Annotated in this window: 14 protein-coding genes; 8 read left to right on the plus strand and 6 right to left on the minus strand. The window is 59.6% G+C overall.

Annotated features, from left to right (window positions below):
* Nucleotides 1–364: 364 nt before the first annotated feature.
* The gene (locus BGI27_RS06340) at nt 365–556 is read left to right on the plus strand and encodes a hypothetical protein (RefSeq protein ID WP_095524055.1); all 192 of its coding nucleotides are present in this window, start codon (nt 365–367) and stop codon (nt 554–556) included.
* A 19-nt stretch (nt 557–575) separates the two neighbouring features.
* Here the strand turns inward: BGI27_RS06340 and sthA are convergent, their stop codons facing one another.
* A complete protein-coding gene (sthA, locus tag BGI27_RS06345; protein WP_095524056.1) occupies nt 576–1964 on the minus strand; it encodes a Si-specific NAD(P)(+) transhydrogenase in 1389 nt (462 codons plus the stop codon).
* A 235-nt stretch (nt 1965–2199) separates the two neighbouring features.
* Here sthA and BGI27_RS06350 point away from each other — a divergent pair, with 235 nt between their 5' ends.
* Entirely contained in the window at nt 2200–4416 is a 2217-nt protein-coding gene (locus BGI27_RS06350; protein WP_095524057.1) for an NADP-dependent isocitrate dehydrogenase, read from the plus strand.
* Nucleotides 4417–4485: 69 nt separating this feature from the next.
* Here the strand turns inward: BGI27_RS06350 and dut are convergent, their stop codons facing one another.
* The 3 genes from dut to coaBC all read right to left on the minus strand — a co-directional run bounded on the left by dut (nt 4486) and on the right by coaBC (nt 6657).
* Entirely contained in the window at nt 4486–4935 is a 450-nt protein-coding gene (dut, locus tag BGI27_RS06355; RefSeq protein ID WP_095524058.1) for a dUTP diphosphatase, read from the minus strand.
* Nucleotides 4936–5061: 126 nt separating this feature from the next.
* Entirely contained in the window at nt 5062–5454 is a 393-nt protein-coding gene (locus BGI27_RS06360; protein ID WP_095524059.1) for a tautomerase family protein, read from the minus strand.
* A 9-nt stretch (nt 5455–5463) separates the two neighbouring features.
* Nucleotides 5464–6657 (minus strand): bifunctional phosphopantothenoylcysteine decarboxylase/phosphopantothenate--cysteine ligase CoaBC, encoded by a 1194-nt coding sequence (coaBC, locus tag BGI27_RS06365; RefSeq protein WP_095524060.1) that lies wholly within the window; start codon nt 6655–6657, stop codon nt 5464–5466.
* Between the two features lie 415 nt (nt 6658–7072).
* Between coaBC and BGI27_RS06370 the strand changes: the two genes are divergently transcribed.
* The 6 genes from BGI27_RS06370 to BGI27_RS06395 all read left to right on the plus strand — a co-directional run bounded on the left by BGI27_RS06370 (nt 7073) and on the right by BGI27_RS06395 (nt 11419).
* Nucleotides 7073–7615: a cytochrome b gene (locus BGI27_RS06370; RefSeq protein WP_095524061.1), complete on the plus strand. Its 543-nt coding sequence runs from the start codon at nt 7073–7075 to the stop codon at nt 7613–7615.
* Between the two features lie 97 nt (nt 7616–7712).
* On the plus strand, nt 7713–8390 hold the full coding sequence (radC, locus tag BGI27_RS06375; protein ID WP_095524062.1) for a RadC family protein: 678 nt from the start codon (nt 7713–7715) through the stop codon (nt 8388–8390).
* Between the two features lie 92 nt (nt 8391–8482).
* Nucleotides 8483–8719, plus strand: a complete 237-nt coding sequence (rpmB, locus tag BGI27_RS06380) for a 50S ribosomal protein L28 (RefSeq protein WP_095524063.1) — start codon at nt 8483–8485, stop codon at nt 8717–8719.
* 31 nt (nt 8720–8750) lie between these two features.
* Nucleotides 8751–8918, plus strand: coding sequence for a 50S ribosomal protein L33 (rpmG, locus tag BGI27_RS06385; protein WP_095524064.1), 168 nt, complete (start codon nt 8751–8753; stop codon nt 8916–8918).
* A 149-nt stretch (nt 8919–9067) separates the two neighbouring features.
* Complete coding sequence (locus BGI27_RS06390) at nt 9068–10141, plus strand: 3-deoxy-7-phosphoheptulonate synthase (protein WP_095524065.1); 1074 nt, start codon at nt 9068–9070, stop codon at nt 10139–10141.
* A gap of 39 nt (nt 10142–10180) precedes the next feature.
* Nucleotides 10181–11419: a DUF1015 domain-containing protein gene (locus BGI27_RS06395; RefSeq protein WP_095524066.1), complete on the plus strand. Its 1239-nt coding sequence runs from the start codon at nt 10181–10183 to the stop codon at nt 11417–11419.
* Between the two features lie 92 nt (nt 11420–11511).
* Here the strand turns inward: BGI27_RS06395 and BGI27_RS06400 are convergent, their stop codons facing one another.
* Entirely contained in the window at nt 11512–12636 is a 1125-nt protein-coding gene (locus tag BGI27_RS06400) for a M14 family metallopeptidase (RefSeq protein WP_095524067.1), read from the minus strand.
* Nucleotides 12637–12662: 26 nt separating this feature from the next.
* Nucleotides 12663–13442 (minus strand): peroxide stress protein YaaA, encoded by a 780-nt coding sequence (gene yaaA / locus BGI27_RS06405; RefSeq protein WP_095524068.1) that lies wholly within the window; start codon nt 13440–13442, stop codon nt 12663–12665.
* Nucleotides 13443–13444 lie beyond the last annotated feature (2 nt).

The raw sequence follows: 13444 nt of genomic DNA on the forward strand, positions 1-13444 counted from the left end.
CCACTTGGTTGCCAGCTTAAGGCTTCGAAGTGTCTAGTGAACCGGGGGCGATTCACATGGCATGTTGCTGCTAGCCCTCAAGATGGGTGCAGATGCTCCAGCAGCACAAGAGAAACCACCCGACACGCTGCAAACACGACTAGTGCTAAGCACACCTGTACCAATGGCAACCACAGCACGTGTTGCCAAGTCCATCAACCCCAAGACCAGCAGTACATCAAGTACGACTTCCGCCAAGCAAGATGCAGCGGGACCTAAAAAGCATTATTAGTCTGCTGACAGCTTGGAGCAGCAACCAGTACCAGTCTCGGCGCCAGACATAAACTGGCTCGAAGGCTCCGACCTTCCGACTGCCAATGTGCGCGTGCGGCTCTACATAGATACCGAAGGCGAGGTTCGCCGCGTTCAGATCATGGCCGAGAACGCCGGGGAGTGGGCTCCCTTGCAGCGCATGTTTGAGCGCACGCGCTTTCTGCCCGGACGACGCGCCAACGCAAACGTGGCCAGTTGGCTGGAAATTGAAGTGGAGGTCTTGGAGTTGCTCCGCGTCCTGTAATACGGCCAAGCCAAGGCTTTCAGCACAGCCTATTCAACCCATTCAACGCCGCCACACGATAGGCCTCAGCCATCGTCGGATAATTGAATGTGGTGTTCACGAAATAGGTGATGGTGTTGTTTGGCGCAGGTTGCATCATGATGGCTTGGCCAATGTGGATGATCTCGGAAGCCTGGGCACCAAAACAATGGATGCCCAGCACTTCCAGCGTATCACGGTGAAACAGAAGCTTCAGCATGCCCGTGGTCTGGCCTGCAATCTGTGCGCGTGCCAGGCTACGAAACAGGCTGTGCCCTACTTCATAGGGCACTTTGGCTTCGGTCAGTTCCCGCTCGGTTTTGTTAAGTGAGCTGATCTCCGGCAGTGTGTAGATTCCTGTCGGGATTTCCCGTGCCAACTCCGACTGATAGACACCATCAACCAAGTGGGCGGCCGCATGGCGTCCTTGGTCATAGGCTGCCGACGCCAGGCTGGGCCAACCGATGACATCGCCCACTCCGTAGATATGGGGCAATGCGGTCTGATAATTCTCATTGACGGCGATCACTCCGCGCTTGTCTGGCTGAATGCCCAGGGACTCCAGCCCCATGTCGTCTGTGTTGCCCTGACGACCATTTGCCCATAACAGATAGTCCGTCTTGATGCGTTTGTTGGATTTGAGTTCGAGCACCACGCCATCCTCCTGCGGAATGACACGGGCAGCCTCTTCGTTATGGCGAACCAGCACGCCCTGCTCGCGCAGATGATAGGCCAGTGCATCGACGATCTCGTCATCCAGGAAAGACAACAGTCGATCCCGCGTGTTGATGAGATTCACCTTGCAGCCGAGGTTGCGGAAGATCGATGCGTATTCGCAGCCGATCACGCCTGCACCATAGATCGTGATGGATTCTGGTGATTCATTTAGGCGCAGAATGCTGTCGCTGTCATGCACACGCGGATGCGTGAAGTCGATTTCCGGTGGATGGTAGGGGCGCGAGCCGGTCGCAATCACGAATTGGTGGGCACGCAAGATCTCCTGTCCGCCATTGTGGAGTGCGACCTCCAATGTATTGGCATCGCAGAAACGTGCTCGGCCGTGAATGACCTGCACCGTATTGCGATCGTAGAAGCTCTGGCGCATCACCACCTGCTTGCGGATCACGCTCTCCGCCGTACGCAGCAAGGCAGGGAAAGAGATCCCCATTTCCATGGCGTCATGAAACTGCGGGTTCTCGCGTATCTCGCGCAGACCGGAAATTACCTGACGCAATGCTTTCGATGGGATGGTCCCCCAATGGGTACATCCGCCACCGACGAATTCGTACGCTTCCACCATGGCAACCGATTTGCCCGATTTTGCGCATTTCATCGCAGCCCCTTCTCCTCCCGGGCCCGAACCGATCACCACCACGTCAAATTGCTGCATCGATGTTCTCCGAGCGATCTTGCTGACATACCAGACGTGACATCCAGCGTTCCGGCTTGAATGTTTCGATTATCCTGCCTTTGTCGTAGCACATAAAGCAGATCGACCATAAGCAAGCCATCCACGAGCATGGCATGGGGAGGCCTGCGGCCATCGTTGCTATACTTGGTCGCTTGCCCGCAGCGGACCTGCCCGGCCATCCCCAATCGACCTGTCTGATTCCGGAAAGAGACTCATGAGCGACGCCAAGATCATCTACACCTTCACCGACGAAGCACCTGCCCTTGCCACCTACTCCTTGCTGCCGATCATCCAGGCCTTCACCAAGTCGGCTGGCATTCAGGTGGAAACCCGTGACATCTCGGTGGCCGGCCGCATCCTGGCGAACTTCCCCGAATTTCTGAAACCGGAACAGCAGATGGCCGATGCGTTGGCTGAACTGGGGGCACTGGCCAAGACACCTGCCGCCAACATCATCAAGTTGCCGAACATCAGCGCCTCAGTCCCTCAGCTCAAGGCAGCAATCAAGGAGTTGCAGATTCAGGGGTATGCCGTGCCGGATTACCCGGAGAATCCCACGAACGAAGCAGAACAGAAGATCAAGGGGCGCTACGCCAAGGTGCTGGGCAGCGCCGTGAATCCTGTACTGCGCGAAGGCAATTCGGATCGCCGAGTGGCCAAGGCAGTCAAACAGTACGCACAGAAACACCCGCACTCCATGGGCGCCTGGAGCCCCGACTCACAATCTCATGTGGCCAGCATGACCTCCGGGGATTTCTATGCCAACGAGCAATCCGCAGCCATTTCCGCCGCCGGCACATTGAAGATCAAGTTGGCCGGCCAGGCAGGCAGCAAGGTGTTCAAGGAAGTCAAGGTCAAGGCTGATGAGCTCATCAGCGCCACCTTCATCGATACTGGTGCGCTGCAGGCCTTCTATGCCAATCAGATCGCAGATGCCAAGGCAAAAGGATTGCTGTTTTCCCTGCATCTGAAGGCGACCATGATGAAGGTTTCCGACCCCATCCTGTTCGGTCACGCTGTCAGCACCTACTACAAGGATGTATTCGCCAAACACGCCGACACTTTTGCCAAGCTAGGCGTGAATCCACGCAACGGCATCGGTGACGCCTATGCCAAGATCCAGACGCTGCCCGAAGTTGACAAGACAGCCATCGAAGCTGACCTGCGCGCAGCAGAGGCAGCCGTGGCTGTCGCCATGGTGGATTCGGACAAAGGCATCACCAACCTGCATGTCCCCAGCGACGTCATCGTCGATGCCTCCATGCCGGCAGCCATCCGCAGCTCAGGCCGCATGTGGAATGCAGCCGGTAAGCTGCAGGACACCAAGTTCGTGATCCCTGACCGCTGCTACGCTGGCGTCTATCAGGCCGTGATCGACGATTGCAAGGCCCATGGCACTTTCGACGTCACCACCATGGGCAGCGTCAGCAATGTCGGGCTGATGGCCCAGGCCGCCGAGGAATACGGCTCACACGACAAGACCTTTGAAATCACCGAGGACGGTGTCGTCACGGTGACCGATGAAGCCGGCAAGGTACTCACCCGCCACGAAGTCAAGAAGGGTGACATCTGGCGCATGTGCCAGACCAAGGATGTGGCCGTTCGCGACTGGGTCAAGCTTGCCGTCACCCGTGCCCGTGCCACCGGCGCCACCACCATCTTCTGGCTGGACTCTGCGCGCGCTTACGACCGCAATCTGATTGCGCGCGTCGAAACCTACCTCAAGGCCCACGATACCGCTGGCCTGGATATCCGCGTGCTTGCTCCGGTGGAAGCCACCAAGCTCTCGTTGGAGCGCATCCGCAAAGGGCTGGACTCCATCTCAGTCACCGGCAACGTGTTGCGCGATTACCTCACCGACCTTTTCCCGATCCTGGAGCTCGGCACCAGCGCCAAGATGCTCTCCATCGTGCCCTTGCTGGCTGGTGGAGGCATGTACGAAACCGGTGCCGGAGGCTCTGCGCCGAAGCATGTGCAGCAATTCCTCGAAGAGAACTACCTGCGCTGGGATTCGCTTGGCGAGTTCCTCGCGTTGCAGGTCTCCATCGAAGATCTGGCCGCCAAAACCGGCAATAGTGCTGCAGCTGTACTGGCAGAAACGCTGGACACGGCCAACGCCAAATTCCTGGAAAACGACAAGTCGCCTGCACGTAAGGTCGGACAGACCGACAACCGTGGCAGCCATTTCTACCTGGCGCTCTATTGGGCACAAGCACTGGCCGGACAAACCAAGGATGGCGCACTCGCCGCAGCGTTCAAACCGGTAGCGGAAAAACTGACGGCTGACGAAGCCAAGATCGCCAAGGAGCTGATCGATGCCCAAGGCAGACCGGTGGATATCGGTGGCTACTACCACGCCTCATCAGACAAAGCCGCTCTCGCCATGCGCCCCAGCGCCACGCTGAATGCCGTGATTGACGCCTTGCGCTGAGCCGTCCCTGGAGAAACAAAAAGCCCCGGAACTCCGGGGCTTTTTCATTTACGGGTACGTTCAGCCCGATTACTGCCGCCCGGTACTGCCGAAACCACCAGCGCCACGCTTGCTGACATCGAACTCGTCAACCACGTTCAAAGCCACTTGCACCACCGGCACCACCACCAGTTGTGCAATGCGGTCCATCGGCTGGATGGTGAAAACTTCATTGCCACGATTCCAGGTTGAGACAAAGAGCTGCCCCTGGTAATCCGAATCGATCAGGCCAACCAGATTGCCCATCACGATGCCGTGTTTGTGCCCCAAGCCAGAGCGCGGCAAGATCAACGCTGCCAGCTTCGGATCCGCCAGATGGATGGCCATCCCCGTGGGGATCAGGTGGGTATTGCCGGGATTCAGCGTCAGCGGCGCATCGATGCAGGCACGCAGGTCGAGGCCGGCGGCACCGGCAGTGCCGTACTGGGGCAGGTTGTCGCGCACGCGCGCGTCGAGGATCTTGATGTCGAGTTGGTGCATGGTTGCCTTACGTGACAGTGACAGGTGACGAGTGATGGGTGGATGACTGGCGCGTTCAGCCAGCCATAGCCCGCATGCAGCGCAGCGAAATCCGGGCTATGCGCAACGGGATGAAGGCGAAACGGATCAAACCTCGACCTCGAAGCCAAGATCGATATCGACCGCGGATAAACCCTTGATGCCCCAATCTTCGCGCGGTATTTCGCGCAGGCGCACCAGCAGGTGGTCCGGCGGGATACCGAGCACGGCAAGCCGCTGCGCCAATTCGGAGTAGAGCTTGCGCTTGGCTGCCGGCGAACGACCGGAAAACAGATCGATGCTGATCAAGGTGAAACGCTCGGGTTGTACCTTGTCCGTCGGGCACGCGAAGCGCTCTGGCGGATGCACGCTCAGCCGTACGATGCGGTCATGCTCGGGAATCTGCAGACTGCAAACCAGCGCGGCATGCACGCTCTCGATCAAGGCTTGCTCTTCAGCCGGACTGTACTGGCGCCGGACTTCAATATGAACGACAGGCATCCTGACCTCCTAGCCGCCGGTGGCCAGCAACTGCACCAGATGCCCGACGATACCGACGGCGACCTCGCGCTTGCTGGCACGCGGCAGCGGATGGGAGCCCCAGGCGTCGTACAACACGACCTGATTGGTATCACCGCCCATACCGTCCTGCACCAGATTGCCCACCACCAGTTGCAGGCGCTTTGCCTCCAGCTTGCCGCGCGCATAGCTGTCGAGATCGCGGCTCTCGGCGGCGAAGCCGACGCAGAATGGCGCAGCCGGCAATGAAGCCACGTCAGCCAGGATATCGGGATTGCGTTCCAGCCGAATTGCCGGCAGTTCGCCAGCTTTCTTGATCTTGTCTGCAGCCACATCGACCGGACGGTAATCCGCCACGGCAGCCACGCCGACAAAGACATCTGCCTCCCCCACGTGCTGCATCACGGCCTGATGCATCTGCGCAGCGGTCTGCACGTCAATACGCTCCACACCATAAGGTGTAGGCAATGAAACCGGACCGCTCACCAGTTGTACACGGGCGCCGGCCTGTACAAACGCACGCGCCAACGCGTAGCCCATCTTCCCGGAGGAGATATTGGTGATCCCGCGCACAGGGTCTATGGGCTCATAGGTAGGGCCTGCGGTCATCAGTACACGCCTGCCGGCCAGAGGCTTGGGTTGCAGGAAAGCGGCCAGCGCCTCGAAGATCTCCACCGGCTCGCTCATGCGTCCTTCGCCAACCTCGCCACACGCCTGCTCGCCCGCTGCCGGTCCGATCACAGCCACGCCATCAGCACGCAGTCGTTCGACATTACGCTGGGTCGCAGGATTGCCCCACATCTGCTTGTTCATCGCCGGCGCCACCAGGAGTGGGCAATCCCGCGCCAAAACCAGCGTGGAAAGCAAATCGTCGGCCAATCCGTTCGCCAGCTTGGCCAGGATGTTCGCCGTAGCGGGCGCGATCAGCAGCGCATCCGCTGCCCGCGTGAGTTCGATATGGCTCATATTGTTGGCACGACGATCATCCCAGGCCTCGGTCCACACCGAATTGCCCGAAAGCGCCTGAAACGTGGTGGGCGTCACGAAGCGCACACCGTTTTCCGTCATCACCACATGTACGCGCGCACCGGCCTTGATCAGCAGACGCACAAGCTCAGCCGCCTTGTAAGCGGCGACTCCACCGGAAACCCCCAGTACGATGGTCTTGCCAGCCAGTTCACTCATGAGCAGCAACCGTCACATGAAAAGGGGAAGTGATTCTAGCCGCAATGCCGCCCGATCAGGGTAACCCGCCGCCAACAGCAGGAAGAGCTGCAAGCCCCTCGGCCAACCAGGCAGATCAACAAGAGACGACGCACGACGAAGGAAATTGGTCTCCTTCATGTACAAACTTCGCAGGATTTGTCCTGCGACATATTCCCGGCCCTTGAGGCGGTACTAATCTACACACGGTCTCGATCCTTGGCTTTTTGAACTTCGTCGCCCAATCGTCGAAGTCGCGCCGGCCAGCGCAGGAAAGAGGCTTACTTTTCATCGCTGCCGCCCCGCCTCCTCTGTAGCTCCTGCCCTCGTGCGCAAGCACGAAGGCCTCCGCCATCAGCGCCGGCTGACTTCCTCCTCCCCGCTTCCCGAGTCGCAAATGAAGTTTTCCCGTGTATCCCCTTTTCTCCGCGTCCTGCACTGGAGCGTGGTTGTCCTGACTGTTGCACTTCTGATTACCGGTATTTTCGTACTGGCCCGCTTTCCAGACACCGACCCGTCAAAACTCACAACAATCCTGCGTCACATGGTTCTCGGATTTCTGGTGTGCGTTGCAGTCCTGATCCGGATGTCTCTGCGCTTTGCCGGCAAGTACCCGCCGCCGGTCCTGTCAGGCATCACCTGGGTGGATCTGCTGGCCAAAATGGTTCATTGGATCCTCGATTTCATGGCTGTACTGATGGCTGTGACTGGTGTGGCCCTTGCGCTGCAGAGCCACCTGTTCGAAGCCATCCAGGACGGAAACGGCATGCCCGCAAATATGGCCAGAAACCCCTTGCTGCTGATTCATGCCTTTGTGGCCGGACTCTTTATCTCCATGATCTTTCTGCATGTAGCGGGAGCCCTGTTCCATCGCTTCATCCTGCGAGAGAGGAAACAGGACAATACGCTGGTCGACAGTAACGATCTGACCACTGTCTGACGCCTCCGCCAGTACTGATCGGGCAGCCCGCATGTCACCTATGTCCAGAGCATGTCCCGGGCAACAATCCGGGCTTTCTTTCTCAGCCCTGACACATATGGCAATCACCGACTGGCCCGAAGACGAAAGACCCCGCGAACGCCTGCTGGCTAACGGAGCCGCAGCATTGTCGGACGCAGAACTGCTGGCGATATTCCTTCGTGTCGGCATTCGTGGCAAAAGCGCCGTGGATCTTGCACGCGAACTGGTCACGCATTTCGGTAGCCTCGCGCGCCTGTTCTCGGCCTCGCTGCGTGAGCTCCGCACATTTCCAGGCATGGGAGACGCCAAGTTCGCCCAGTTGCAGGCTGTGCTGGAAATGGCACGGCGGGCGTTGGGAGAAGAGATGCGCTGTCGTGACGTGCTCGGCACCCCTGGTACCGTACGCGACTGGCTTCGACTCAAGCTCGCACATCTGCAGCATGAAGTCTTCATGGTGCTGCTGCTCGATGCACAGAACCAATTGATCGAAGCCTGCGAACTCTTCAGGGGCTCGCTCACACAGACCTCTGTCTACCCCAGGGAAGTGGTAAAGCTCGCACTGGCGCACAACGCTGCCGCAGTGATCCTCGCACACAACCACCCTTCCGGCCTGCGCGAAGCCAGCCACGCCGACGAGATGCTCACCCAGGCACTCAAGCAAGCGCTGGCGCTGGTGGACGTCCGCGTACTGGACCACTTCATCGTCGCTGGCCAACAGACGCCACTTTCCTTTGCCGAGCGCGGGCTGATATAGTGGCCGGCTCTCGCACGCCATGAATACTTGAGTCGGGAACAGACTTCCGGCTATAATCGCGCGCTTTACGGAACCAGTTACCGGAGCGAGATATGTCTCGAGTGTGTCAAGTCACGGGCAAAGGCCCGATGGTGGGGAACAACGTTTCCCACTCCAACATCAAGACCAAGCGTCGTTTCCTGCCGAATTTGCAGAGCCGTCGCTTCTGGGTTGAATCCGAAAACCGCTGGGTCAGCCTGCGCGTATCCAACGCCGGCCTGCGCACCATCGACAAGAAGGGCATCGAGGTCGTTCTCTCCGAGCTGCGCGCTCGTGGCGAAAAGATCTGATCTGCCACCAACCTATTAGCGGAGATTAATCATGGCCAAAAGCGGTCGCGAAAAGATCAAGCTGGAATCCACTGCGGGTACCGGCCACTTCTACACCACGAACAAGAACAAGCGCACCACTCCGGAAAAGCTTGAGTTCATCAAGTACGACCCGGTCGTTCGCAAGCACGTCGCTTATAAGGAAACCAAGCTGAAGTAAGCTTTGTGCGGCGCGGCCCGCACGCTCACTGGCTGGTTCCGACCTGCTGTATCCAGAAAAGCCCGCTCCACGCGGGCTTTTCTGTTTGGAAACCGGCACAAGCACCCAGGCAGCCATGCGATGCTGCCACTTCGAAACGGTTCATTGCCATGCCCCACGCTTCTACCGAAAACCTCAACGTCGTCTCGTTCGACGCCATGCTCTCTCCCGAGGAGATCAAGGCACGCGTACCGCTGTCCGACACGGCGGCAGCCGCAGTCGAGTCCGGTCGGGCCACCATCAAGGCCATCCTGGATCGCCAGGATCCGCGCCCGATGGTCATCGTCGGCCCCTGCTCCATCCACGATCCGGTAGCTGGGCTGGACTACGCCCGGCGCCTCAAGGTGCTGGCTGACGAGGTGGCTGACACACTGTACGTGGTGATGCGCGTGTATTTCGAGAAGCCGCGGACCACCGTAGGCTGGAAGGGCTTCGTCAACGACCCTCGCATGGATGACTCCTTCCATATCGAGGAAGGCATGGAACGCGGCCGCCGCTTCCTGCTGGACATCGCCGAACTGGGTTTGCCCGCGGCTTCCGAAACGCTGGACCCGATCGCGCCGCAGTATTACGGCGATCTGCTTTCCTGGGCCGCCATCGGCGCACGCACCACGGAATCGCAGACTCATCGCGAAATCGCCTCAGGCCTGTCTTCACCGGTCGGTTTCAAGAATGGTACCGATGGCTCGCTGGACTCCGCCGTGAATGGCTGTCTCTCCGCTTCACGGTCACATGCGTTTCTTGGCGTCAATGATCAGGGGCTGACCTGCATCGTGCGTACACGCGGCAATCCGTACAGTCACGTCGTATTGCGGGGGGGGGCCGGCCGGCCGAATTACGACACTGTTTCCGTATCGCTTGCCGAGCAGGCGCTGACCAAGGCCGGCTTGCCCGCCAACATCGTCATCGATTGTTCGCACGCCAATTCCTGGAAGAAACCGGAGCTGCAACCGCTGGTGATGAAAGACGTGGTGAGCCAGCTACGCAACGGCAACCGTTCGATTGTCGGCGTGATGATTGAAAGCTTCATCGAGGCCGGCAACCAGCCGATCCCCAAGGATCTTTCCACCTTGCGCTACGGTTGTTCGGTCACTGATGGCTGTGTGAGCTGGGACACTACCGCGCAGATGCTGCACGACGCCCGCACTGCGGTGCGTGAGACCATCGCGGCGCGGCGAACCTGAATTCCCCTGCAACAGAAAACTCCACTGAAAGGCAAACCCATGCATCTGGTCACCCCCTTCAAGGCACTACGCCCGGCCAGCGGCCGCGCCGCCGAGATTATCGCACCGCCCTACGACGTGCTCTCATCGTCCGAAGCCGTGGCACGTGCCGCCGGCAAGCCGTGGAGCTTCCTGCATATCTCCAAACCCGAGATTGACCTGCCCGAAGGCACCGATACCTATTCCCCGGCCGTATACGCCAAGGCCGCCGAGAATCTGCAGAAAATGCTCGACGCCGACGTGATCACGCGCGACGACAAGGCTTGTTACTACATCTACCGCATCATCATGGGCAGCCATGTGCAAACCGGAGTCGTCGCGGCAGCCTCCGTGGTCGAGTACGACAATGGGCGCATCAAGCGTCACGAATTCACCCGCCCGGACAAGGAGGATGATCGCGTACGCCAGATCGAAGCGCTCAACGCCCAGACTGGCCCGGTCTTCCTGGCCTACCCCGAATCACCTGCCATCGATGCCGTACTGGCAGCGACCATTACCGGTACGCCGGACGCGGATGCCACGGCTGACGACGGCATCCGTCACACCCTGTGGGTGATCCGCGACAACGCTACCATCGAAACGCTGACCAAAGGCTTCGATGCCCTGCCCGCGCTCTACATCGCCGACGGCCACCATCGCTCCGCGGCCGCTTCGCGCGTGGCAGCCGCCCGCCGCAGTGCCAACCCCAACCACTCCGGCGAAGAAAGCTGTAACTACTTCCTCTCCGTGATCTTCCCCGCCCATGTGTTGAAGATCATGGATTACAACCGCGTGGTCGCAGATCTCAACGGTCTGTCCAAGGACGAACTGCTTGCCAAGGTAGCGACCGGCTACACGGTAACCCCCTCCGCTGTGCCGGTAAAACCGGCGGTTTACGGCGAGGTCGGCATGTATCTGCCCGGTCAGTGGTACAAGCTGGCGGTCAAGCCTGAACTGATCCCGGCCGATCCGGTCGAGCGCCTGGACGTCAGCCTGCTCACCACTCACATCCTCACGCCCGTACTTGGCATTGCCGACCTGCGCCGTGACAAACGCATCGATTTCGTCGGTGGCATCCGCGGCCTTCCGGAACTCGAAAAGCGTGTGAATTCGGGTGAGATGGCCGTGGCATTCGCCATGTTCGCCACCACCATGAACGACCTCATGTCGGTTGCCGACGCCGGCCAGGTGATGCCGCCCAAATCCACCTGGTTCGAGCCCAAACTGGCCGACGGCATGGCATCCCACGTGCTGGACTGAGCTTCATCACACGGACAAGACAAAGCCGGCAATCGCCGGCTTTGTCTTGTCCGCCATCACCAGTTCCGATGAGGCCCGGATAATGGCTTCCTTCACCCCAGCGCGCGCAGATGCTCCAGCACCGGATACAGGAAGGCCTGGCCCAGATGCTGGCTGCGCGCACCATTCCAGCCGGTATGCGGGTCAGGCGCATTGGCGTTGTCCTTGAACGGCATCTCCAGGGTCAGGGACACGCAGCCGAAGTTCGCCGCCACCCACTTCGAGGCCAGCGTCATCATCTCGTCAGTAAAGCGGTCATCGGTGTAGCCATGTTCGGTCTGAAAGTCCGGGCTGGCCCATTTTAGGTTGGCCAGGAACGCGGCCTGGAGCGCCAGATTACGGGCCCCGTAGCCGGGCACCATGTGGCTTCCGTCGATGAAGACATAGGGCAAGGTCTCATCGCCATGGATATCGAGGAAGAGATCCACGCCGGTACGCCGCATTGCCGTCTGCAGATGCAAGACTTCAGGGCTGCGTTCGAGTGTGGGGGAATGCCATTCGCGGTTCAGGTTTACGCCGAGTGCATTGCTGCGCAGATGCCCCAGCACGCTGCCATCCGGATTCACGTTCGGAACCAGATGGAAACAGGCTTTGGCGCGCAATTCCCGCGCTACGGGATCAGAAGCATCAAGCAGGCGGCGGATGAAGCCTTCGATGAACCATTCGGCCATGCTCTCGCCCGGATGCTGGCGTGCCTGCACCCAGACCTGATGCGTCCCTTCACCGATGTGCAGCACATCCAGATCACGCCCTGCCAGACTCGCACCGATGCGCTCCACACGTACCCCGGCTGACCGCGTACACCAGCCCAGGAAATCCAGTCGCCGCTCCTGCGAGTAGGGCTCGAAATAGGCGAGCCAGACGGTGTCCTGTGCCGGCGTGAATTCAATCACCAGTTGCCGGCCGTCGTAATTCGTCTGCGGAATGCGAAACCAGTCCGCCCGATCATAGCTTGCTGCACAGCGATACCCATGCCAGCCATCGGCATAGCTGCACTCACCGGCATTCTCGATCACCAAACGCAGAGGTTGTCCGCGAACACCATGCAGGCGGAAATGAAACCACTGCATGAAAACACCACCGGCATCGTGACGGATGGCAAGGCGGACGTTGGTGGGATCCCGTGCATCCCGGATCTCGATGTTGCCGCTATCGAACTGGCTGCTGATATGGATCATGTTGGATCTGGAGGAGTGATCAGAATTCAGGCGGCTTCGCGGCGGAACACCCAGCGATCGCCATCCGAGGCGGCGGTCGACCAGGCGTAACCCTCCAGATCGAAGCCTTTGAGTGCTTCAACATCGGTGATGCCATTCACGATGGCATAACGACTCATCAGCCCGCGTGCACGCTTGGCATGGAAACTGATGATCTTGTAGCCCGCACCCTTGCGCTCTTCGAACACCGGCGTGACCACGCGCGCAGCGAGCTTCTTTGGCCGCACCGACTTGAAGTATTCCTCGGAGGCGAGATTCACCAGCACTGGCGAACCTCCTTGTGCGGCCAGCTCGGCATTCAACGCCAGCGTGATGGCGTCCCCCCAGAAGGCGTACAGGTTACGCCCCGCCGGATTGGAGAGCCTGGTGCCCATCTCCAGCCGATAGGCCTGCATCAGATCCAGCGGACGCAGCACACCATACAGACCGGAAAGAATACGCAGATGCTGCTGGGCAAAAGCGAGCCGGGCGGCATCCAGTGAATACACATCCAGCCCTTCGTACACATCGCCATTGAAAGCAAACACCGCCGCACGCGCATTTTTCTGGGTAAACGGCCGATGCCATTCCGCGTAACGCGCCACATTGAGGCTGGCCAGAGGATCAGAGATCGTCATCAACTGCGCCAGCTCGGCCGGACTCTTCTCGCGCAGGATGGCGACCAACGCCTCAGCCTGATCCAGAAAAGCCGGCTGGCTCGGCTTCACATGTGCCGGCACGGCACGCTGATAGTCGAGGGACTTGGCTGGAGAAACGACGAGCAACATGC

It is taken from the genome of Candidatus Dactylopiibacterium carminicum (assembly GCF_014736495.1).
GTDB classification, from domain to species: domain Bacteria; phylum Pseudomonadota; class Gammaproteobacteria; order Burkholderiales; family Rhodocyclaceae; genus Uliginosibacterium; species Uliginosibacterium carminicum.

Excerpts from the sequence above, each read along its gene's own strand:
- sthA (WP_095524056.1), bottom strand. The coding sequence starts at position 1,964 with ATGCAGCAATTTGACGTGGTGGTGATCGGTTCGGGCCCGGGAGGAGAA.
- BGI27_RS06350 (WP_095524057.1), top strand. The coding sequence starts at position 2,200 with ATGAGCGACGCCAAGATCATCTACACCTTCACCGACGAAGCACCTGCC.
- dut (WP_095524058.1), bottom strand. The coding sequence starts at position 4,935 with ATGCACCAACTCGACATCAAGATCCTCGACGCGCGCGTGCGCGACAAC.
- BGI27_RS06360 (WP_095524059.1), bottom strand. The coding sequence starts at position 5,454 with ATGCCTGTCGTTCATATTGAAGTCCGGCGCCAGTACAGTCCGGCTGAA.
- coaBC (WP_095524060.1), bottom strand. The coding sequence starts at position 6,657 with ATGAGTGAACTGGCTGGCAAGACCATCGTACTGGGGGTTTCCGGTGGA.
- BGI27_RS06370 (WP_095524061.1), top strand. The coding sequence starts at position 7,073 with ATGAAGTTTTCCCGTGTATCCCCTTTTCTCCGCGTCCTGCACTGGAGC.
- radC (WP_095524062.1), top strand. The coding sequence starts at position 7,713 with ATGGCAATCACCGACTGGCCCGAAGACGAAAGACCCCGCGAACGCCTG.
- rpmB (WP_095524063.1), top strand. The coding sequence starts at position 8,483 with ATGTCTCGAGTGTGTCAAGTCACGGGCAAAGGCCCGATGGTGGGGAAC.
- rpmG (WP_095524064.1), top strand. The coding sequence starts at position 8,751 with ATGGCCAAAAGCGGTCGCGAAAAGATCAAGCTGGAATCCACTGCGGGT.
- BGI27_RS06390 (WP_095524065.1), top strand. The coding sequence starts at position 9,068 with ATGCCCCACGCTTCTACCGAAAACCTCAACGTCGTCTCGTTCGACGCC.
- BGI27_RS06395 (WP_095524066.1), top strand. The coding sequence starts at position 10,181 with ATGCATCTGGTCACCCCCTTCAAGGCACTACGCCCGGCCAGCGGCCGC.
- BGI27_RS06400 (WP_095524067.1), bottom strand. The coding sequence starts at position 12,636 with ATGATCCATATCAGCAGCCAGTTCGATAGCGGCAACATCGAGATCCGG.
- yaaA (WP_095524068.1), bottom strand. The coding sequence starts at position 13,442 with ATGTTGCTCGTCGTTTCTCCAGCCAAGTCCCTCGACTATCAGCGTGCC.